This window comes from Albimonas donghaensis (assembly GCF_900106695.1).
Taxonomy (GTDB): Bacteria; Pseudomonadota; Alphaproteobacteria; order Rhodobacterales; family Rhodobacteraceae; genus Albimonas; species Albimonas donghaensis.
Genome location: NZ_FNMZ01000003.1, coordinates 232,023 through 252,871 on the forward strand (window position 1 = coordinate 232,023; position 20,849 = coordinate 252,871).

Annotated in this window: 21 protein-coding genes; 8 read left to right on the forward strand and 13 right to left on the reverse strand. The window is 70.4% G+C overall.

Going from position 1 to position 20,849, the window contains the following annotated elements; all coding sequences use genetic code 11:
* Positions 1-227 precede the first annotated feature (227 nt).
* Positions 228-2,357, forward strand: a complete 2,130-nt coding sequence (pnp, locus tag BLV24_RS10545) for a polyribonucleotide nucleotidyltransferase (RefSeq protein ID WP_092681445.1) — start codon at positions 228-230, stop codon at positions 2,355-2,357.
* A 119-nt stretch (positions 2,358-2,476) separates the two neighbouring features.
* Here the strand turns inward: pnp and BLV24_RS10550 are convergent, their stop codons facing one another.
* Positions 2,477-3,100 (reverse strand): FMN-dependent NADH-azoreductase, encoded by a 624-nt coding sequence (locus BLV24_RS10550; protein WP_092681447.1) that lies wholly within the window; start codon positions 3,098-3,100, stop codon positions 2,477-2,479.
* Positions 3,101-3,195: 95 nt separating this feature from the next.
* On the opposite strand from BLV24_RS10550, the gene BLV24_RS10555 reads away from it, so the two are divergent.
* From BLV24_RS10555 to BLV24_RS10565, 3 genes are all read left to right on the forward strand, one after another.
* Positions 3,196-4,167, forward strand: coding sequence for a LysR family transcriptional regulator (locus BLV24_RS10555; RefSeq protein WP_092681449.1), 972 nt, complete (start codon positions 3,196-3,198; stop codon positions 4,165-4,167).
* A gap of 179 nt (positions 4,168-4,346) precedes the next feature.
* Positions 4,347-5,111 (forward strand): SDR family oxidoreductase, encoded by a 765-nt coding sequence (locus tag BLV24_RS10560; protein ID WP_092681451.1) that lies wholly within the window; start codon positions 4,347-4,349, stop codon positions 5,109-5,111.
* 214 nt (positions 5,112-5,325) lie between these two features.
* Positions 5,326-6,201, forward strand: a complete 876-nt coding sequence (locus BLV24_RS10565) for a DMT family transporter (RefSeq protein ID WP_092681453.1) — start codon at positions 5,326-5,328, stop codon at positions 6,199-6,201.
* A gap of 84 nt (positions 6,202-6,285) precedes the next feature.
* On the opposite strand, the gene BLV24_RS10570 is transcribed toward BLV24_RS10565, so the two are convergent.
* From BLV24_RS10570 to fabA, 3 genes are all read right to left on the reverse strand, one after another.
* The gene (locus BLV24_RS10570) at positions 6,286-7,101 is read right to left on the reverse strand and encodes an enoyl-ACP reductase FabI (protein WP_092681455.1); all 816 of its coding nucleotides are present in this window, start codon (positions 7,099-7,101) and stop codon (positions 6,286-6,288) included.
* A 10-nt stretch (positions 7,102-7,111) separates the two neighbouring features.
* The gene (gene fabB / locus BLV24_RS10575) at positions 7,112-8,335 is read right to left on the reverse strand and encodes a beta-ketoacyl-ACP synthase I (protein WP_092681457.1); all 1,224 of its coding nucleotides are present in this window, start codon (positions 8,333-8,335) and stop codon (positions 7,112-7,114) included.
* 106 nt (positions 8,336-8,441) lie between these two features.
* Positions 8,442-8,954: a bifunctional 3-hydroxydecanoyl-ACP dehydratase/trans-2-decenoyl-ACP isomerase gene (fabA, locus tag BLV24_RS10580; protein ID WP_092681459.1), complete on the reverse strand. Its 513-nt coding sequence runs from the start codon at positions 8,952-8,954 to the stop codon at positions 8,442-8,444.
* A gap of 152 nt (positions 8,955-9,106) precedes the next feature.
* Here fabA and irr point away from each other — a divergent pair, with 152 nt between their 5' ends.
* Positions 9,107-9,544, forward strand: a complete 438-nt coding sequence (irr, locus tag BLV24_RS10585) for a Fur family transcriptional regulator Irr (RefSeq protein ID WP_281242909.1) — start codon at positions 9,107-9,109, stop codon at positions 9,542-9,544.
* 159 nt (positions 9,545-9,703) lie between these two features.
* Here irr and mmsB read toward each other — a convergent pair whose 3' ends face one another.
* From mmsB to BLV24_RS10615, 6 genes are all read right to left on the reverse strand, one after another.
* Positions 9,704-10,570 carry a 3-hydroxyisobutyrate dehydrogenase gene (mmsB, locus tag BLV24_RS10590; RefSeq protein ID WP_092681463.1) on the reverse strand — a complete coding sequence of 289 codons (867 nt, stop codon included), beginning with the start codon at positions 10,568-10,570 and terminating at the stop codon, positions 9,704-9,706.
* An 89-nt stretch (positions 10,571-10,659) separates the two neighbouring features.
* On the reverse strand, positions 10,660-11,292 hold the full coding sequence (locus BLV24_RS10595; protein WP_176954706.1) for a glutathione S-transferase N-terminal domain-containing protein: 633 nt from the start codon (positions 11,290-11,292) through the stop codon (positions 10,660-10,662).
* A complete protein-coding gene (locus BLV24_RS10600) occupies positions 11,289-12,341 on the reverse strand; it encodes an enoyl-CoA hydratase/isomerase family protein (RefSeq protein ID WP_092681467.1) in 1,053 nt (350 codons plus the stop codon). Before BLV24_RS10600 ends, BLV24_RS10595 begins: the two co-directional genes overlap by 4 nt.
* Positions 12,342-12,361: 20 nt before the next feature.
* Entirely contained in the window at positions 12,362-13,507 is a 1,146-nt protein-coding gene (locus BLV24_RS10605) for an acyl-CoA dehydrogenase family protein (RefSeq protein ID WP_092681469.1), read from the reverse strand.
* Between the two features lie 97 nt (positions 13,508-13,604).
* Positions 13,605-13,988, reverse strand: coding sequence for a RidA family protein (locus BLV24_RS10610; RefSeq protein WP_092681471.1), 384 nt, complete (start codon positions 13,986-13,988; stop codon positions 13,605-13,607).
* Complete coding sequence (locus BLV24_RS10615) at positions 13,988-15,490, reverse strand: CoA-acylating methylmalonate-semialdehyde dehydrogenase (protein WP_092681473.1); 1,503 nt, start codon at positions 15,488-15,490, stop codon at positions 13,988-13,990. Before BLV24_RS10615 ends, BLV24_RS10610 begins: the two co-directional genes overlap by 1 nt.
* Positions 15,491-15,615: 125 nt before the next feature.
* On the opposite strand from BLV24_RS10615, the gene BLV24_RS10620 reads away from it, so the two are divergent.
* Positions 15,616-16,470, forward strand: coding sequence for a LysR family transcriptional regulator (locus BLV24_RS10620; RefSeq protein ID WP_245710506.1), 855 nt, complete (start codon positions 15,616-15,618; stop codon positions 16,468-16,470).
* Positions 16,471-16,568: 98 nt separating this feature from the next.
* Positions 16,569-16,901, forward strand: coding sequence for a DMT family transporter (locus BLV24_RS10625; RefSeq protein WP_092681477.1), 333 nt, complete (start codon positions 16,569-16,571; stop codon positions 16,899-16,901).
* A gap of 8 nt (positions 16,902-16,909) precedes the next feature.
* Here BLV24_RS10625 and BLV24_RS10630 read toward each other — a convergent pair whose 3' ends face one another.
* Both BLV24_RS10630 and BLV24_RS10635 read right to left on the reverse strand, forming a co-directional pair.
* A complete protein-coding gene (locus BLV24_RS10630; protein ID WP_092681479.1) occupies positions 16,910-17,482 on the reverse strand; it encodes a cobalamin biosynthesis protein CobQ in 573 nt (190 codons plus the stop codon).
* Between the two features lie 59 nt (positions 17,483-17,541).
* On the reverse strand, positions 17,542-18,174 hold the full coding sequence (locus BLV24_RS10635; protein WP_092681481.1) for a LysE family translocator: 633 nt from the start codon (positions 18,172-18,174) through the stop codon (positions 17,542-17,544).
* Positions 18,175-18,477: 303 nt separating this feature from the next.
* Between BLV24_RS10635 and BLV24_RS10640 the strand changes: the two genes are divergently transcribed.
* Positions 18,478-19,416 (forward strand): IS481 family transposase, encoded by a 939-nt coding sequence (locus BLV24_RS10640; protein WP_092681483.1) that lies wholly within the window; start codon positions 18,478-18,480, stop codon positions 19,414-19,416.
* An 11-nt stretch (positions 19,417-19,427) separates the two neighbouring features.
* Here the strand turns inward: BLV24_RS10640 and BLV24_RS10645 are convergent, their stop codons facing one another.
* Entirely contained in the window at positions 19,428-20,693 is a 1,266-nt protein-coding gene (locus BLV24_RS10645; protein ID WP_092681485.1) for a lytic murein transglycosylase, read from the reverse strand.
* Positions 20,694-20,849: the final 156 nt, after the last annotated feature.

Consider the following 20,849-nt stretch of genomic DNA (forward strand, 5'->3'; position numbering starts at 1 on the left):
CCCTCTGGACAGGTTTCAACCGCCCCCGCATGGCCTGACGGTCGGGGGCGGTCGCCGCATATCCGGGGGGCGACCTCCGGACCCTATCCCGGGGGCGCGCCCCCAATGTCCGTTCGTTTCCGCCCCATGGCCCCGGGTCGAAGCGTTGCGATAACCGGGGCCCGCTCCGCTGGGCGGAGTCGACGCGCGGAGGACGCAGGGGCGTCCGTCCGCTGGAAGGAAACGAGATGTTCGAGATCACCAAGAAGTCGATCGAGTGGGCCGGCGAGACCCTGACCCTGGAGACCGGCCGCGTCGCGCGCCAGGCCGACGGTTCGGTCCTGGCGACGCTGGGCGAGACCACGGTCCACGCCGCGGTCACCTTCGACAAGAAGCCCAAGGAAGGCCTGGATTTCTTCCCGCTGACCGTCCACTATCAGGAAAAGTATTACGCGGCCGGCAAGATCCCCGGCGGCTTCTTCAAGCGCGAGGCCCGGCCGACGGAGAAGGAGACGCTGACCTCGCGTCTCATCGACCGCCCGATCCGCCCGCTCTTCGTCCCCGGCTTCAAGAACGAGACCCAGGTGGTCTGCACCGTTCTGAGCCATGACCTCGAAAACGACCCCGACATGCTGGCGATGATCGCGGCCTCCGCCGCGCTGACCCTGTCGGGCGTGCCCTTCATGGGTCCGATCGGCGCCTGCCGGGTCGGCTATGTCGACGGCCAGTATGTCCTGAACCCCCGGGTCGAGGACATGCAGAAGCTGAACGAAAAGCCCGATCAGCGCCTGAACCTCGTCGTCGCCGGCACCAAGGACGCCGTGATGATGGTGGAATCGGAGGCCTATGAGCTGTCCGAGGAGCAGATGCTCGGCGCCGTCACCTTCGGCCACGACGCCATGCAGCCGGTGATCGACCTGATCATCGACATGGCCGAGAGCGCCGCGAAGGAGCCCTTCGACTTCACGCCCCCGGACCGCTCGGCGCTCTACGCCAAGGTCAAGGACCTGGGCGAGACCGCGATGCGCGCCGCTTTCGCCATCCGCGACAAGCAGGAGCGGACCACCGCCATCTCCGCGGCCCGCGACACCGTGAAGGCCGGCCTGTCCGAAGAGGACATGGCCGACTCGACCGCGCTGAAGGACTGCTTCAAGAAGCTGGAATCCGCGGTGCTGCGCGGCGACGTGATCGCCACCGGCACCCGGATCGACGGCCGCAACCTGACCACCGTGCGCCCGATCCTGGCCGAGACCTCGGTCCTGCCCCGGACCCACGGCTCGTCGCTGTTCACCCGCGGCGAGACCCAGGCGCTGGTCGTCACCACGCTGGGCACCGGCGACAACGAGCAGATCATCGACGCGCTGGAAGGCGACTGGCGCGAGCGGTTCCTGCTGCACTACAACTTCCCGCCCTACTCGGTCGGCGAGACCGGCCGCATGGGCGGCCCCGGCCGTCGCGAGATCGGTCACGGCAAGCTGGCCTGGCGCGCCCTGCAGGCGGTCCTGCCCGCGGCGACGGAGTTCCCCTACACGATCCGCATCGTGTCGGAGATCACCGAATCCAACGGCTCGTCCTCCATGGCCTCGGTCTGCGGCGGTTCGCTGGCGATGATGGACGCGGGCGTGCCGCTGAAGGCCCCCGTGGCCGGCGTGGCGATGGGTCTGATCCTGGAAGATGACGGCCAGTTCGCCGTGCTCACCGACATCCTGGGCGACGAGGATCACCTCGGCGACATGGACTTCAAGGTGGCCGGCACCGAAGGCGGCATCACCTCGCTGCAGATGGACATCAAGGTCGCCGGCATCACGCCCGCGATCATGAAGCAGGCCCTGGCGCAGGCCAAGGACGGCCGGATGCACATCCTGGGCGAGATGTCGAAGGCGCTGTCCTCGGGTCGTCAGGAGTTCTCGGTCCACGCTCCGCGCATCGAGACCATGCAGATCAACCCCGACAAGATCCGCGAAGTGATCGGCTCGGGCGGCAAGGTCATCCGCTCCATCGTCGAGGAGTCGGGCGCCAAGGTCGACATCAACGACGAGGGCCTGATCAAGCTCGCCTCCCCCGATGCGGATTGCATCGAGAAGGCGCGCGAGCTGATCAACTCCATCGTGGCGGAGCCCGAGGTCGGCAGGATCTACAAGGGCAAGGTCGTCAAGATCATGGATTTCGGCGCCTTCGTGAACTACTTCGGCAAGCGCGACGGGCTGGTCCACGTCTCCCAGATGACCAACGAGCGCGGGGCCAACCCGAAGGAACTGGTCAAGGAAGGTCAGGAAGTCCGCGTGAAGCTGATGGGCTTCGACGACCGCGGCAAGACCCGCCTGTCGATGAAGGTCGTGAACCAGGAGACCGGCGAGGAGATCGCGGCCGACGCCTGATCCCCACCGGCCCAAGCCGAACCGAACGCGAAAAGGGCCCCGTTTCCGGGGCCCTTTTTGTTTGCGCGGGCGGGGCGGAGTAAGGGCGCGAAGCCCCCCCCGCCCCGGATGCGGGGGGATCAGGCGGCGGCCTTCTCGGCCGGGGCCACGGCGGCCTCGACGCCCGCCAGCGCGGCGTCGATGGCCTTCGCGGCCGCCTCCGGGCCCATCGCCAGCCCCTCGGCGCGCACGAAGCGGACGTCGGTGATGCCCATGAAGCCGAACAGGCCGCGCAGGTAGGGCTCCTGGAAGTCCATCCCCGCCGCCGGGCCCGTCGAATAGACGCCCGCGCGCGAAGCGGCGACGATCACCGTCTTGCCGCCGGCCAGGCCCTCGGGGCCGGCCTCGGTGTATCGGAATGTGGCGCCGGGGACGGCCAGCCGGTCGATCCAGGCCTTGAGCTGGCTGGGGATGGCGAAATTGTACATCGGCGCCCCGATCACCACCACGTCGGCGGCCAGGAAGTCGTCCAGCGCGGCGCGGGACCGGGCGGCGAGCGCGGCGGTGGCGTCGTCGATGGCCTCGGCGCCGGCGCGGGCCATCGCCATCTCGGCCCCCTCCAGGTGCGGGAACGGCGTCGCGGCCAGGTCCAGCCGGGTCACGTCGGCGCCCTGCTCGGCCAGACGGCCGACGACAGCGGCGGACAGGCGGCGCGACACGGAGGCCTCGCCGGTGATGCTGGAATCGATATGAAGCGCTTTCATCGGACGTGCATCCTTCTGGTGTTTGAACGTGCTGCGCCCTACATGCTTCTGGAACGATCGGAGGATAAGACGCCGATCTCGGGACTCTCCGTTCCATGGATGGAACACCGATGCTGACCGATCTCGATGACCTCGCGCTGTTCGTCTCCGTCGCCGACCAGGGCGGCTTTTCCGCCGCCGCGCGGGCGCTCGGCATTCCCAAGTCGCGGGTCAGCCGCCGTCTGGCGGGGCTGGAGACGCGGCTGGACCTGCGGCTGCTGGAACGCTCGACCCGGCGCGTCTCCATCACCCCGGCGGGGGAGGAGGTGCTGGCCCATGCCCGCGCGGCCCTGGCCCAGACCGAGGCGATCTCCGCCCTCGCCGCCCGGCGCCACGCCGAGCCGCAGGGCCTGATCCGCGCCTCCTGCCCGGTAGGGGCCGAGCGGCCGCTGGCCGACGCGCTGCCCGGCTTTCTCAACGCCCATCCCCGGATGCGGGTTCACCTGATGCTGACCAACCGGCGCGTCGACCTGATCGAGGAGGGCATCGACGTCGCCATCCGTGTGCGCCCGAAGGTGGAAGGGGAGGCGGATTTCCACGCCCGGATCATCGGCCCCTCCCACGCCGTGCTGGTGGCCTCGCCCGACCTCCTGGACGCCGCCGGCCGGCCGGACCGGCCCGACGCGCTGGCCGGCCAGCCCTTGCTCGACCGGGCGGAGCGGCCGCGCCGCGTGTCCTGGCCCCTGCGCGGACCGGATGGCGAGACCGTGCGCCTGACCGGGGAGCCGCGCCTCTCCACCGGGGATTTCGCGGCCCTGCGGCGGGCGGCGGAGGCGGGGCTGGGCCTGTGCCTGCTGCCCATCTCGGAATGCGTGGACGCGCTGGAGACGGGTCGGCTGGAGCATGTGTGCCGCGACTGGTCGAGCGAGGCCGGGATCATGCACCTGGTCTACCCCTCGCGCCGAGGCCTGCTGCCCGCCATGCGCGCCTTCATCGATTTCGCAGCCGACACGCTGGCCGAAAGCCTGTCGGCGGCCGAGGCGCCCTGTCGGCGCCGCGCCGCGGAGGCCACGGCGGCTCGCGCTTAGCTCGGGGCGGCCTCGCGGGCGCCGGGTCGGGACCGCGAGGCCGTGGACGATCGGGTCAGGGGCTGGCCATGGGGCGATCCGGTCGGCCCGCCTCCGCCCGGGCTGGCGTCTCCCCCCGCGCCGGCCCTAACCTGCCGCGGAACCCGCCGGCACGGCGGGACGCACAGGGAGGAGAAGTCATGACCGCATTGAACGGGAAGGTCGCCTGGGTCACGGGCGCGGGGGGCGGCATCGGCGAGGCCTCGGCCCGCGCCCTGGCCGAGGCCGGCGCGACGGTGGTGCTGTCGGGCCGCCGGGCCGAGGAGATCGGGCGGGTCGCCGCCGACATCGCCGCCGCGGGAGGCAAGGCGGAGGCGCTGACGCTGGATGTGGCCGACGCCGAGGCGGTCGCGGCCGCCGCCGCGGACATCGCCGCGCGGCTCGGGAAAATCGAGATCCTGGTGGCGAATGCCGGCATCAACGTGCCCGACCGCGCCGCCCACCAGATCAGCGCCGAGAAGTTCCGGCAGGTGGTCGACATCAACCTCACCGGGGTCATGAACTGCGCCATTCCGGTCATGGACGCCATGCGCGGGACCGGAGGCGGGCTGATCGTCATGGTCTCGTCCTGGGCGGGGCGGCACGCCTCCAAGGTCACCGGGCCGGCCTACAACGCCTCCAAGCACGGGGTGGTGGCGCTGAGCCACTCGATCAACATGGAGGAGGGGCATAACGGCATCCGCTCCTGCGTGATCATGCCGGGCGAGGTTAACACCCCGATCATGGAGAAGCGCCCGGTTCCGCCCTCCGCCGCCGTGCGGGCGCGGATGCTGCAGGCCGAGGACCTGGGACGCGCCGTGCGCTTCGTGGCCGAGAGCCCGGCGCATGTCTGCGTGAACGAGATCCTGATCTCGCCGACCTGGAACCGGACCTTCGTGCCGCCGGAACTGCAGACCGAAAGCTGAGGCGGCGGGCTGAAGCGGCGGGGTGGAGGCGCCCAACACGTCGGCGCCTCCCCCTTCGGCGCCCGGAAATGGCGCGACATGCGCGCGCCGGGCGCCGGCATTGCGCTCGAAACGCTTGACGTGCGCCCGGCGAGACGGTTGAGAGTGTTCAGCATTGCTTATGGTTCACGCCCCAAGCCCGTCTCCCTGCGCTCATCCACCGCCCGGAAAACACATGGTTCCCCAAAGCGCCCGTCGGGGCCTCGGCTTCATGCTGCTCGCCGTCTGCATCTTCGCGGCGCAGGACGGCATCTCCAAGCACCTGGCCGAGAACTACCCGCCGTTCTTCATCGTCGCGGTCCGCTACTGGACCTTCGGCCTGTTCGTGCTGTTCGTCGCGGCGCGGGCGCCCGGCGGAATCCGGGCGGCGGCCAACGCGGGCAGCGTGACCCTTCAGATGATCCGCGGCGCCCTGCTGGCGCTGCAGGTGGTGGTGGCGATCACCGCCTTCGCCAAGGTCGGCCTGGCCGAGACCATGGCCCTGTTCGCCGCCGCGCCGCTGCTGGTCGCCGCCCTGTCGGTGCCGGTGCTGAAGGAGCCGGTGGGCTGGCGGCGCTGGTCGGCGATCGGAGTGGGCTGCATCGGGGTGCTGATCATCCTGCGCCCCGGCCCGGCGATGTTCGACGGGGACATCTGGATCGCCATGCTGGCGGTCGCGGGCATCGCCACCTACGGGGTGATGACGCGGCTGGTCAGCCGGACGGACAGCGCGACCACCACCTTCTTCTACACCGGCGTCGGCGGCATGGTGGTGATGACCTTCATCGGCCCGTTCTACTGGACCAGCCTGAGCCTCGCCGACTGGGGCTGGCTGGCGATCCTGTGCTGCACCGGCGCCACCGGGCATTTCTTCTTCATCAAGGCGCTGGAGAGCACCGACGCCGTGGTCATCCAGCCCGTCCAATACGTGCAGACCATGCTGGGCGCGATGACCGGCGTGTTCCTGTTCGGCGAGGTGCTGGAGGGTCCGGTCATCATCGGCGCGGCGCTGGTGATCGCGGCGGGGCTGTTCACCGTGTGGCGCGAGGCGATCAAGAAGAAGATGGTCTGAGCCGCCGCGCCCGGCGCCGGAACGGGAAACGGGGGCCCCGGGGCCCCCGTTCGCGTTTCAGCCCGTCGGACGCCCGACCGCCGCTCAGCTCTGGACCGGGGCCAGGTTCTCCAGCTGCGCCATGCCGATGGCGTGGTAGCCGCCGTCGACGAAGATCACCTCGCCGGTGGTCGACGCGCCGTAGTCCGAGCACAGATACATCGCCGCGCCGCCGATATGGTCCAGCGTCGCGTTGGCCCGCATCGGGGAGTTGTCCGCCACGTTCTTGTAGACCCGGCGCGCCCCGCCCACGGCCGAGCCCGCAAGGGTCCGCATCGGCCCCGGAGACAGCGCGTTGACCCGGATGCCCTCGGGCCCCAGGTCGTTGGCGAGATAGCGCACCGACGCCTCCAGCGCCGCCTTGGCGACGCCCATGACGTTGTAGTTCGGCATGATCCGCTGCGCGCCGAGATAGGACATGGTGACGATCGAGCCGCCCCCCTGCATCAGCGGCAGCATCCGCCGGGACATGTCCACCAGCGAATAGCAGGAGATGTCGAGCGACTTCAGGAAGTTCGTCCGCGTGGTGTCGGCGAAGCGGCCCTGAAGCTCGTTCTTGTCGGAAAAGGCGATGGCGTGGATCAGGAAATCCACATGGCCCCAGGCGTCGGCCAGCTCATCGCGCACCGCGTCGAGCGAGGCCTCGTCCTGCACGTCCGCCGGCATCAGGTGCTTCACCCCCAGCGAATCCGCCAGCGGCTTCACCCGCTTGCCGAAATTCTCACCCTGATAGGTGAAAGCCAGCTCCGCGCCATGTTCCGCGAGCACCTTGGCCACGCCCCAGGCGATGGAGTGATCGTTGGCGACGCCCATGACAAGCCCGCGCTTGCCGGCCATAAGACCCTTGTCCATCTCGCCCATTCCCTCGTTATCAGCCGTGGTACCGGCTGAGCGCCAGCGTCGCGTTGGTTCCGCCGAAGCCGAAGGAATTCGACAGCACGGTATCGAGACCGGCGTTGTCGACCCGCGTCGTGGCGATCTCATCGGGATGTAGCTCGGGATCGAGCTCGGTCACGTTGGCCGAGGCCGTCACGAAGTCGTTCTGGAGCATCAGCAGGCAGTAGATCGCCTCCTGCACCCCGGTCGCGCCCAGCGAATGCCCGGTCAGCGACTTGGTCGACGAGATCACCGGCTGGTCGTCGCCGAAGACCCGGCGCACGGCCTTGACCTCGGTCACGTCGCCGGCGGGCGTCGAGGTGCCGTGGGCGTTGATATACTGCACCTTGCGGTCGCCGAGCGTGTCCAGCGCCAGCTGCATGCAGCGCTCCGCCCCCTCGCCCGAGGGCGCGACCATGTCATAGCCGTCGGAGGTCGCGCCGTAGCCGGTGACTTCCGCGTAGATCTTGGCGCCGCGGGCCCTGGCGTGCTCCAGCTCCTCCAGCACCACGACCCCGGCGCCGCCGGCGATGACGAAGCCGTCGCGGGTCTTGTCGAAGGCGCGCGACGCGGTGGTCGGCGTGTCGTTGTACTTGGACGACATCGCGCCCATGGCGTCGAACAGGCAGGACAGGGTCCAGTCCAGTTCCTCGCCGCCGCCGGCGAAGACCACGTCCTGCTTGCCGAACTGGATCTGCTCCACCCCGCTGCCGATGCAATGGGCGGAGGTCGAGCAGGCCGATGTGATCGAGTAGTTCACGCCCTTGATCTTGAAGGGCGTCGCCAGGCAGGCCGAGTTGGTCGAGGACATGCCCCGGGTCACCATGAACGGCCCCATCCGCTTGGGGGAGCCCTTCTCGATGACGATCTTGTGGGCCTGGAACAGGTTCTTGGTGGACGGACCGCCCGAGCCCATGATCAGGCCGGTGCGGGGATGGGAGATCTCGCTCTCCTCCAGGCCCGCATCGGCGATCGCCTGCTCCATCGCCACGAAGTTGTAGGCCGCGCCCTCGCCCATGAAGCGCAGGTTGCGCTTGTCCACGGCCTCGGCGAGGTCGATCTGCGGGGCCCCGTGCACCTGGCAGCGGAAACCGTGCTCAGCGTAGTCGGGGGCGGCGGAGATGCCGGACTTGCCCTCTCTCAGGCTGCCGAGCACCTCCTGGGCGGAGTTGCCGATGGAGGAGACGATCCCCAGTCCGGTGATGACGACGCGCCGCATACGGGCCTCCCTTGGGTCTTGCCGCCCGCGCGCTGCGCAGGGACCGGCAGAAATTTCGCGCAAGGCGCGGCCCGCTCCGGCGTCCGGCGGGGGTCGCCGGCGCGCTTCAGGCGTCCTGAAACAGGCCTACGCGCATGTCCTTCACGGCGTAGGTGGGTTCTCCATCGGCTTCGACCAACCCGTCGGCGATGCCCATTTTCAGTTTCCGGTCGATGATGCGCTTCATCGAGACGTGGAAGCGAAGGCGTTTCACCTCGGGCGTCACCATCTTGGTCAGCTTCACTTCGCCGACGCTCAGCGCCCGGCCGCGGCCCTGCATGCCCTTCCAGCCCAGGAAGAAGCCGGTGAGCTGCCACAGCGCGTCCAGCCCCAGGCAGCCCGGCATCACCGGGTCGCCGAGGAAATGGCACTGGAAGAACCACAGGTCGGGGGTCACGTCGAACTCGGCGACGATCTCGCCCTTGTCGTGCTCCCCGCCGGTTTCGGTGATTGAGGTGATGCGCGACACCATCAGCATGGGCGGCGCGGGCAGCTGGGCGTTGCCCGGCCCGAAAAGCTCGCCCCTGGCGCAGGCCATCAGGCCCTCGTAGTCGTAGCTGCTCGCCCGCTCGCTGCTCATGCCGGTTCCGCGCGTCCCTGCCGTTGCGTGTAAGTCCCGGTGTCCCTAGCACCCGGGGGGAACGCGGCGCAAGCGGCGCTGCGGCGGATGGGATGTGCGGAATCGCAATGAATCTCTTGAAGCGCGGGGGTTTCGCACCGTATTCATGCCTCATGGATCAACTTTCGACTGCGATGGGGCCCGATGCCCAGACGCGCGCCGGCCGCTGGCTGTCGCGGGCCGGCCTGCGTCCGACCCGCCAGCGGCGGGCGCTGGCGCTGCTGCTGGCCGGCGACGGCCGCAACCGCCACGTGACCGCCGAGACGCTGCATGACGCCGCCCAGGGGCTGGGAGAGCCGGTGAGCCTCGCCACCGTCTACAACACCCTGCGCAGCTTCACCGAAGCCGGCCTGCTGGCCGAGATCACGGTGGACGGGGCGCGCAGCTACTACGACACGCGGATCGAGGATCATCCCCATTTCTACTGGGAGGATGACGGCCGCCTCACCGACGCCCCGCGCGACTCGGTGAAGATCGAGCGTCTGCCCGAGGCCCCCGAGGGGACCGAGATCTCCAAGGTCGACGTGGTGATCCGCCTGCGCACGCGCTGACGCGGCGCATCTTTTCCACTTGGTCCCGGCCGCGCGCATCCGTTTCCTTTCGCGGAAAGGAAAACGCCGCCCCGAGGGGCGGCGTGGCGTCGTTCGGACCGGTCGGGGCGAAGCCGGCGTGGACGGGCGTGCGGACCTCCGCGGCGCCCGCCCCGCGCCTTATCGGTTCATCTTCGCCAGACGGGGCAGCATCGCCGAGAAATCCAGGCCCTTGCCGTCCTCGCCCACGAAGGCGTCGTAGAGCTCCATGGCCTTGCCGCCCATCGGGGTGGGCGCGCCCACCGCATCGGCCGCCTGCTGGCTCAGCCGCAGGTCCTTGAGCATCAGCTCCGCCGCGAAACCGGGCTTGTAGCCGTTGTCCGCCGGGCTGGTCGGCCCCACGCCCGGCGCCGGGCAATAGGTGTTGATCGACCAGCACTGGCCCGACGACGTGCTCACCACGTCGAACATCGCCTGGCGGTCCAGCCCCAGCTTGTCGGCCAGGTTGAACGCCTCGCACACCCCGATCATCGAGATGCCCAGCACCATGTTGTTGCAGATCTTGGCCGCCTGCCCGGCGCCCGGCGCGCCGCAATGCACCGCCTTGGCGCCCATGATCTCGAACAGCGGCGCCGCGGCCGCGAAGCTCTCGTCCGAGCCGCCGGCCATGAAGGTCAGCGAGCCCGCCGCCGCGCCGCCGACGCCGCCCGAAACCGGCGCGTCCACGGACAGCAGCCCGGCCCGCGACGCGGACTCATGCGCTGCGCGGGCGCTGTCCACATCCACCGTGGAGCAATCGACGAACACCGCGCCCGGCGTCATCGCCGGCACGATCTCGGCCGTCACGCGGGTCAGGATCTCCCCGTTGGGGAGCATGGTGATGACCGCATCGCGCCCCGCCGCGGCCTCGGGGGCGGAGGCGGCCGAGGCGCAGCCCTCCGCCACGATCCCCGCCACGTCGAAGCCGGTCACCTCGTGCCCCGCCTTCGCCAGATTGGCCGCCATCGGCGCGCCCATGTTGCCCAGACCGATGAACCCGATCTTCATGCCCGTTCCTCCCGATGCCCGTTGTCGTGGTCTTGGTCGTCTTGGCCGCGCCCCCCGCGAATGGCGGGCGCGGCTCGCGTGCCCGCCGCTCAGCCCGCCGGGAAGGGGACGAGCGTGAAGGGCTCGGTCTGCTCCAGCTCGGCGGTCAGCGCGACCAGGTTCTCGCAGCCCGCCGCGTCCAGCAGGTCCGGCCAGCGGTGGCGCAGATAGGTCACCGCGCAGACCGAGGCGATGCCGGCGCGCGACAGGCCGTGCGCCGGCATGCCCTGGGTCCGGATCACCCGCGCGCGCTCCTCCAGCCAGCTCAGCGCCGAGCCGATCTGGCGGTCGAGCCGCGCGAAGCGGGCCGGGTCCTGGTATTGCGGCTCGCGCCGGGCCTCCAGCGACCGCGACACGGCCAGCTCGGCCAGCCCGATGGCCACCGACTCGATCTTGAGCGTGACCAGAAGGTCCTCCTGCTCCCGCGGGGTCAGGCGGCGGCGCTCGGGGTCGGCCCAGGCCTCGACCCACTCGATGATGGCGCGGCTGTCCACCAGGACGCGGCCGTCCTCCATCTCCAGCGCCGGGGCGCGGCCCAGCGGGTTGACCTTCAGCACCTCGTCGAAGTCCCCGAACACCGACAGGGCGCGGTGTTCGAATTCGATGCCGTGGAAGGTCAGAGCCAGCGCCGCCCGCCGCACGAAGGGCGAATCGTAGAGGCCGGTCAGGATCAATCCGCTCATAGCTTCAACTCGTTGTCGCCGAGCGGGGCGAACATCGCCATCGCCCGGTCGGGCCACACATCTTCGAGCCGCGGCCATTTCCACTTGGGGTCGCGGTCCTTGTCGATCAGCTGGGCGCGCACGCCCTCGTTCAGCTCCCCGATCTCCTGGCTGCGCCAGGTGAAGCGCAGCTCATGGGCCAGCGCCTCCTCCAGGCTGTCCATGTCGCGGGTGTCGCGCACGCCGATCAGGGTGCAGGCGACGGACAGGGGGCAGGCCCGCGCGATGGCCTTGGCCGCGTCCTGCGCCCAGGCCGAGTCGCTGGCCTTGAGGTCCTCGAGGATGGCCATGGGGGTGGTGCAGTCGAAGATCGACTCGATCTCCGCCCGGATGCTTTCCAGGAAGGGCGCCACCGCGGGCTCAACGGCGGTTTTCGGGTCCTTCGCCGCCTTGGCCACGGCGGAGACGTCGCCCGTCTCCTCCAGCGTCGCGATCAGGGCGGCGAGATCGGCGGAGGGCACGTAGCTGTCGGTGAAGCCGGTGAGGATGGCGTCCGCCACCCCGATCCGGGTTCCGGTCAGGCCCAGATACTCGCCGAAGCGGCCCGGGGCGTTGGCCAGGATCCAGGTGCCGCCCACGTCGGGCAGCAGGCCGATGCCGGTCTCGGGCATGGCCAGCAGGGTCTTCTCCGACGCGACGCGGTGCGAGGCGTGGCTCGCCACCCCCACGCCGCCGCCCATGACGATGCCGTCGACCACGGTCACGACGGGCTTGGGATAGTTCGAGATCACCGAGTTCATTCTGTACTCGTCGGTCCAGAACCCCCGCGAGAACGCGAAATCGCCCTTCGAGCCATGGGCCCACATCGCCTTGATGTCGCCGCCGGCGCCGAAGGCGCGGCCGGGGGCGGCGTCGATCACCACCAGCGCCACCTCCGGGTCGTCCTTCCATTCCAGCAGCGCGGCCTCGATGCCCAGCGCCATGCCGTGGGTCAGCGCGTTGAGCTGATCCGGCCGGTTGAGCGTCAGACGCCCGGCCTTGCCGGTCTTCGCGACGATGAGTTCAGCCATGTCTCTCCCCTTCCGCCTGTTCAGCCGCGCTCTGCCAGCAGCGCGCGCGCCGTGATCAGGCGCATGATCTCGTTGGTGCCTTCGAGGATCTGGTGCACGCGCAGGTCACGCACGATCTTCTCGATGCCGTAATCCTCGAGGTAGCCGTAGCCGCCATGCAGCTGCAAGGCGTCGTTGGCCACCTTGAAGGCGGTGTCGGTGACGAAGCGCTTGGCCATGGCGCAGAACTTGGTGGCGTCCGGCGACTTCCGGTCCAGCTTCCACGCGGCCTGGCGCAGGAAGATGCGGGCGGCCTGAAGCTCGATCTCCATATCCGCCAGCTTGAACTGGAGCGCCTGGAACTGGTCGAGCGTTTTCCCGAAGGCCTGGCGCTGCCCCATATAGGTCGAGGCCGCGGTCAGCGCCGTCTGCGCCCCGCCCAGCGCCGAGGCCGAGATGTTCAGACGCCCGCCGTCGAGCCCGGTCATGGCGTAGACGAAGCCGCGCCCTTCCTCGCCCAGCAGCGCGTCGGGGCCGGCCTTGGCGCTGTCGAACTGCACCTGCGCCGTGGGCTGGGCCTTCCAGCCCATCTTGCGTTCATTGGCGCCGAAGGACAGGCCCTCTGCCCCGTCCTCGACCAGCAAGCAGGAGATGCCGCGCGGCCCGTCCTCCCCCGTTCGGCACATGACGAAATAGAGGTCCGAGAACCCGCCGCCCGAGATGAAGGCCTTGGAGCCGGTCAGCTCCCACCCCTCGTTGGTGCGCACGGCGCGGGTGCGCAGGGCGGAGGCGTCGGAGCCGGAGCCCGGCTCGGTCAGGCAGTAGGAGGCCACGGTCTCGAAGCTGGCGAGCCTGGGCATCCACTTGGCCTTGAGCTCCGCCGAGCCGTACATGTCCAGCATCCGCGCGCACATGTTGTGGATCGAGATGAAGGCCGCGACCGAGGGACAGGCCATCGACAGCGCCTCGAAGATCAGCGTGGCGTCGAGCCGGGTCAGCCCGGCCCCGCCCGCTTCTTCGGACACGTAGATGGTGCCGAGGCCCAGCGCCCCGGCCTCCTCCAGGATCGCGCGGGGGAAGGCGCCCTCGCGCTCCCACTCGGCGGCGAAGGGGGCGATCTTCTCGGCGCCGAAGTCGCGGGCCATGTCGAACAGCGCCTGCTGCTCCTCGCTCAGCGCGAAATCCATCTCGGGTCTCCTCCGGTCTCGGTCGCCTTGTCGGCGTTGATTCTGGTCGCGCCGGTCGCGCCGGGGCGAGGGGGGGGCGTCGGCCGGGGTCGCGCGGTCAGGCCTGGGCCACCGCCTCGATCTCCAGCAGCCAGGCCTCGTCGAAGATATCGCACACGATCACGGTCAGCGCCGGGCGCAGCTCGCCCAGAACCTCGGCGCGAACCTCCCGGTTGGGCATCGCATATCGGCGATCCGAGAGGAAGGTGGTCACCTTGACAATGTCCGACAATCCCATGCCGCCGGCGCGCAGCTGCGCCTCGACATTGGCCCAGGCGACGCGGGCCTGCGCCTCGAACCCCTCGGGAACCTCGCCCGAGGCGGTCACGGGGATCTGGCCCGAGACCCAGAGCGTGCGCGACGCGCCGACGGTTTCCACCGCCGGCGCGAAGCCGCCCTTGCTCTGCGGCGCGTCGGAGGCCGCGACCTCCCGCCGCCGCATCACGCCATGGTCGGAATGACGAACTCCGCCCCTTCCTTCACGCCCGACGGCCAGCGCGAGGTGACCGTCTTGGTGCGGGTGTAGAAGCGGAAGGCGTCGGGGCCGTGCTGGTTCAGGTCGCCGAACACCGACTTCTTCCAGCCGCCGAAGGTGTGGTAGGCCAGCGGCACCGGGATCGGCACGTTGACGCCGACCATGCCGACATTGATCCGGCTCACGAAATCCCGCGCCGCGTCGCCGTCACGGGTGAACATGGCGACGCCGTTGCCCATCTCGTGATCCATGGCGAGGCTCAGGGCCTCCTCGTAGGTCTTGGCGCGCACGGTCGACAGCACCGGGCCGAAGATCTCCTGCTTGTAGATCTCCATGTCCTTGGTGACGTTGTCGAACAGGCACGGACCGATGAAATAGCCGTTCTCGTAGCCCTGCATCTTGAAGTCACGGCCGTCGACGGCCAGCGTCGCGCCTTCCTTCACGCCCTGATCGACCAGCCCGAGGATCTTCTCCCGCGCCGCCGCGGTGACCACGGGGCCGTAATCCACGTCATTGCCGGCGGTGTAGGGGCCGACCTTGAGCGCCTCGATCTTGGGGATCAGCTTCTCGATCAGCGCGTCGGCGGTGGCCTCGCCCACCGGCACGGCGACGGAGATCGCCATGCAGCGCTCGCCGGCCGCGCCGTAGCCCGCGCCGACCAGCGCGTCGGCGGCCTGGTCGAGATCGGCGTCCGGCATGATGATCATGTGGTTCTTGGCGCCGCCGAAACACTGAACGCGCTTTCCGGCCGCCGTGCCGCGGGAATAGACGTAATGCGCGATGGGGGTGGAGCCGACGAAGCCCACGGCCCCGATCTCCTCATGGTCGAGGATCGCGTCGACCGCGCCCTTGTCGCCGTTGACCACCTGAAGGATGCCGTCGGGCAGGCCCGCTTCCTTCATCAGCTCGGCCAGCATCAGCGGAACCGAGGGGTCGCGCTCGGACGGCTTCAGGATGAAGGCGTTGCCGGCGACGATGGCCGGGCAGAACTTCCACATCGGGATCATGGCGGGGAAGTTGAAGGGCGTGATGCCCGCGGCCACGCCGATCGGCTGGCGCATGGAATAGATGTCGATGCCCGGGCCGGCGCCGTCGGTGTATTCGCCCTTCAGCAGGTGCGGCGCGCCGATGCAGAACTCGGCCACTTCCAGGCCGCGGATCACGTCGCCCTTGGCGTCGGGGATGGTCTTGCCATGCTCGCGGCTCAGGGCCTCGGCCAGCTTGTCCATGTCCCGGTGCAGCAGCTGCACGAAGGCCATCAGGACGCGGGCGCGGCGCTGCGGGTTGACCGCGGCCCAGGCCGGCTGCGCCGCCTTGGCGGACATCACCGCGGCGTGCATCTCCTCGTCCGAGGCCAGCGGGCACTTGGCCTGCACTTCGCCCGTCGCGGGGTTGTAGACGTCGGCGAAACGACCCGAGGTCCCTTTGACATGCTGGCCGTCGATCCAGTGGGTGAGTTCGGTGGTCATCGTGGGGTCCTCCAGGGGGATCGTTTTCGAGCGCGAAGCCTCCACGAAATCCCGCGCGAGGCAATGGGATTCTGTTCAAAACGGTTGTGCATTGGTGCACAACGGGTCCCATGAACTGGGATGACATGCGTTTTTTCCTGCACGTCGCGCGCAGCGGACGACTGACTTCGGCCGCCCGCGCGCTGAGCGTGGACCACGCCACCGTGTCCCGCCGTGTGGCGGCGCTGGAGGAGGCGCTGTCCACGCGCCTCTTCGACCGATCCCCCCGCGGCTACGCCCTGACCGAGGCCGGACGCCTGCTGATGCCCGCCGCCGAGGCGATGGAAAGCGTGACCATGGCCGCCGCGATGGAGGTGGGCGGGCGCCACCATGACCTGACCGGCGCGGTGCGGGTGGGGATGCCGGAGGGCGCGGCCTCGCACCTGGTGACCGAGGCCGCGGCGGCGCTCTGCGTCGAGCATCCGCGGCTGGAACTGCAGATCGTGGCCCTGCCCCGCACCTTCTCGCTCAGCCAGCGGGAGGCGGATTTTGCGGTTGTGATCACACCTCCGGCGGCGGGTCGGCTGAAGATCCGCAAGATCACCGACTACAGCCTGCGCCTCTACGGCCACCCGGACTACCTCAAGGGGCGGGAGCTGCGCGGGACCGAGGACCTCAAGGATCATCGCTTGGTCGGCTATGTCCCCGACCTGATCTTCGACAAGGGGCTGGACTACCTGGCCGAGATCGGGGCGACCGGCGCGCCGGCGCTGTCCTCGACCTCGCTTCTGGTGCAGCTGGAGCTGGTGCTGGCGTGCGGCGGGCTCGGCGTGCTGCCCGACTTCATGGCCGCCCGCCACCCGATCCTGCGCCCGGTGCTGCCCGAGGTCACCCGGATCACCCGCGCCTATTGGCTGGTGCTGCATCAGGACACGGCCGAGCTCGCCCGCATCCGCCGCACCTCGCGCGCGCTGGCCGACGCCATGCGCGCGCGGCTCTGACCAGGGGCGCCGCGTCGCCTATTGCCTCGGACCGCCGGACGGGCGACCCAGCCCGCGCGGACACCCCCCGCAGCCGCCGGATTCGAGGAGAGCCTGGGATGATCGTCTGGATCTATCTGATCGTCGCCGTCGTCGGCGAAGTCATCGGCACCACGGCGCTCAAATCCTCGGAGGGGTTCACGCGCCTCGGCCCCTCGGTCGTCGTCGTCGGGGGCTACGCGGTGGCCTTCTTCTTCCTCTCCCTCACCCTGCGGCACATGCCGGTGGGCGTCGCCTACGCCATGTGGTCGGGGGTGGGCACCGTGCTCATCACCCTGATCGGCTGGGTGATCTTCAGCCAGAAGCTGGACCTCGCCGCCATCGCCGGGATCGGGTTGATCGTGGCGGGCGTGGTGGTGCTGCAACTGTTCTCCGACACCTCGCCGCACTGAACCGGGGGTCACCCGAGGATCAGCGGCCAGATCAGCCCCGGCGCCAGTTCGGCCAGCAGCCCCGCGCCGATCAGCGCGCGGGCGGGCCAGGTCTCGAACCTCCGCCAGAGCAGGGCGCAGAGCGCGACGCAGGCCGCGATCTCCACCGCGCCGACCAGGTCCCCGTGGCGGGCCGGGTTCCAGTAGCTGAGCGGAGAGCGGAACACCCAGTCGCTCAGCGGCCAGAAATGCGGGCGCGCGTCGGAATTGTGCAGCGGCAGGTCGAAGGCGAGATGTAGCAGCGCCGCCCCGGCGAACACCGCCAGCAGCGGCCCCCGCGCCGCCAGCGCGCCTCCCAGCAGCGCCCCCCAGAGCGGGATCGAGTTGTCCACCCGGAAGATCCCCTGCCAGAGCGGGGAGACATAGTCCTCGCGGAATATCTGGGGGGGACTGCGGCCCTCGACGAAGCTCGCCCAGCCGATCAGCAGGAACAGCGCGAGGTCGGGCGCGAGCCCGCCGGCCAGCGCCGCGAGGTTGCGTTTCCGCTGGCCCGGGCGCGCGAAAGCGGCGGCGGCGAAGATGAGATGCGCGGGCGTGTTCACCCCCCGATCCCTGCACGGATCGGGCCCGCGCTCAACCGGGGATCACGCCCTCACGGCTCTCAGGCGCGCGAGGTCAGCGCGGTGAGCGCCCCGGCCCCGATCAGGCTGGCGCCGCCGATCCGCTCGGCCAGGGCCATGGCGCCGGGACGGGCGAAGCGGGCGCGCATCTCCCCCGCCGCCAGGCCCCAGAGCACCGCGTTGACCGCGCCCAGCGCCGTGAAGGTCGCGACCAGGATGGCGGCTTGCGGCGGATAGGCGGCGGTCGGGTCGATGAATTGCGGGGCGAAGGCCACGAAGAACACCAGCGCCTTGGGGTTCAGCAGGGTCACGAGAAACGCCTGCCGGAACATCTTCGCCCGACTGGCGGAGGCGCGCAGAGCCTGCGCCCGGGGCGCGCCCGACCCATGACGCGCGCCCCAGAGCATCCGGGCGCCCAGCCAGACCAGATACGCCGCGCCCGCGAACTTCACCACGGCGAAGACGGCGCCCGAGGCCGCCATCAGCGCCCCCAGCCCCAGCAGCGAACAGGCGGTGGCGATCAGGTCGCCCAGCGCCACGCCGGGCGCGGTGGCGGCGACGGAGCGCCGGCCCTCGCCCAGCGCGAAGCCCACCACCAGCATCACCGTCGGCCCGGGAATCGCCACCAGCACGGCGGAGGCCGCCGCGAAGCTCAGCCACAATCCGAGATCCATATCGACGTCTCTCCCCGCCCTCGCTCCATCGCGTCCGGCCAGCGAAGACACGCGCGGCGGGTCGCGGCAAGCCCTTCCGGCCTTTCCGCCCGCGCCGCCGGTCGGGCCCCGGGCGCCAGCGGCCCGCGCCCGCGCGCAAGCGCGGGGGGGCGGAGGCGCAGCCTTCGCCGAGCGCCCGAAAGGGCGCTGCGGGCCGCGCCCCCTCAGCCCGACGTCGGCGCCTAGCTGTGGAATCTCGGAAGGTTGTTCACGCGCTGCGGGTTTAGGCTGTGATCGCCAAACCTCCAGCCGGGACCGCCTCGCATGAACAGCCCGCACAAGAATGCCCGGACCACCGTGCATGGTCGAGCCCTCATGGTCGCCCGCCACACCGAAGGTCCTCCCGTCCCGCGGATCGCCGAGGAGCTCGGCGTCTCCGCCCGAACGGTCTGGAAGTGGCTGCGCCGTCATCGGACGGGCGGGGCGGCGGCGCTTGAAAGCCGCTCCAGCGCATCGAGCGCGCCGGACGCCGCCCGGCCGTGGATCGACATCGCCTGCCGCCTGCGCCGCGACTTCCGCCTCACCGCGGCGGAGATCGCGGCGAAGCTGCACCTGCCGCGTTCCACCGTCGCGCGGTGGTTGCGCCAGGCCGGGTTGGGCCGCCTGTCTTCGCTGGAGCCCAAAGAGCCGCCGCGCCGGTATCAGCGCGACCGACCGGGCGAGCTGATCCACCTCGACATCAAGAAGCTGGGGCGTTTCGCGCGCGCCGGCCATCGCAGTACGGGCGACAGACGCGCGGGGCGCAACCGCGGCGCAGGCTGGGACTTCGTCCACGTCGCCATCGATGACGCCACCCGGCTCGCCTATGTCGAGGTTCTGCCCGACGAGCGCCGCGGCACGGCGACCGGCTTCCTGGTCCGGGCGCTGCGCTGGTTCCGCGCCCGCGGCGTGCGCGCCGAGAGGATCATGACCGACAACGGCTCGGCCTATGTCTCGAAGCTGTTCGCGAAGGCGATCCGTCTGCTGGGGCTGCGCCACATCCGCACCCGACCCTATACGCCCAGGACCAACGGCAAGGCGGAGCGCTTTATCCAGACCCTTCTGCGCGAGTGGGCCTATGCGATCCCGTACCCGTCATCCGACGCCAGGGCGCGGGATCTGCCGCGCTGGATTGACTGGTACAACCACAAGCGCTCACATTCAGCCATCGGCAGCCGAACGCCCGTCGTCGCACTGAACAACCTGATGAGATTCCACACCTAGCCCCCCGGCGCCTAGCCCCCGGCCTGGCGCAGCGCGGCCAGCAGCTCGGCCCCGGCATAGCCGTCGGGAACCAGGCCGCGCGCGGCCTGGAAGCCCCGGATCGCCTTGCGGGAATTCGGCCCGATGATGCCGTCGGCGCCCTGGGTGTCGTAGCCCAGGGCGGTCAGCCGCTCCTGCATCTCCACCCGCTCGGAGCGCGACAGCGGCCGGTCCGAGCGCGGCCACTCGCCCTGCACCCCGGGCTTGCCCGCGATCCGGTCGGCCAGCAGCGACACCGCCAGCGCGTAGGACGTGGCGTTGTTGTAGCGCATGATGACCCGGAAATTCGGATAGGCCGCGAAGGCCGGCCCGCGCGCCCCGGCCGGCGCGATGATCGCCACCCCGTCCGAAGGCGTCAGCCCGGCCCCGTTCACGCCCCGGATCCCCAGCGCCGACCACTCGGCCGCGGTTCGCCGGATGTCGGCGTCGGCCATGGCGTAGTCGAAGCCCGCCGGCAGCCGCACCTCCACCGCCGCCGGCGCGCCCAGGGTCCAGCCGAAGCGGCCCAGATAATTCGCCGTCGAGGCCAGCGCGTCCGCCGCGTCCGCCGACCACAGGTCGCGCCGCCCGTCGCCGTTATGATCGACCGCATAGGCCTCCAGGCTGGTCGGGATGAACTGGGTGTGCCCCATCGCGCCCGCCCAGGACCCGACCATCCGCGAGGGCGTCACGTCGCCCGCCTGGATGATGCGCAGGGCGGAGATCAGCTGCTCCTCCGCGAAATCCTTGCGGCGTCCCTGCCAGGCCAGCGTCGCCAGGCTCTGCACCACGGGGATGTCGCCGTAATTCGCCCCGAAGGCGCTCTCCATCCCCCAGATCGCCAGCACCGCCTCCCGGTCGACGCCGTGGCGGGCCTCGATCTCATCGAGCAGCGCGCGCTTGGAGGCGGCCAGTTCGCGCCCCTTCGACACCCGCGTGTCGGAGACCGCGCTGTCCAGGTATTCCCAGATCGGACGGGAGAATTCGGGCTGGTAGTTGTCCAGCTCCAGCACCCGCTCGTTCACGGTGACCCCGGCGAAGGCCGCGTCGAAGACGTCCGCGCGGATGCCGGCGGCCAGCGCCCGGCCGCGGAAGCTCATCCGCCATTCGCCGAAGGTCTGGCTCTCGGGCGGCGGGGCCTCGACGGCGGGGGGGGTTCCGCGCGCGGGCGGCGGGGCCTCGGCCGAGGCGCAGCCGGCCGCGGTCGCGGCGATCAGGATCGCGCCCAGGCGGGCGTGACGGGGTGATGGTCGGGACATTCCGCCTCCGTTGGCTCGATCGGCGCGCGTCGGCCGCGACCCCGGAACCGGGCGCGGCCGGCGCGCCGGCTCGGGCGCAGTGTAGCCGTCCGGCGAGTCCGAAAAAAGGCATGCGCTTGTGCCGCCCTGCGAAACGCGCGATGCATTCGGCCAAAG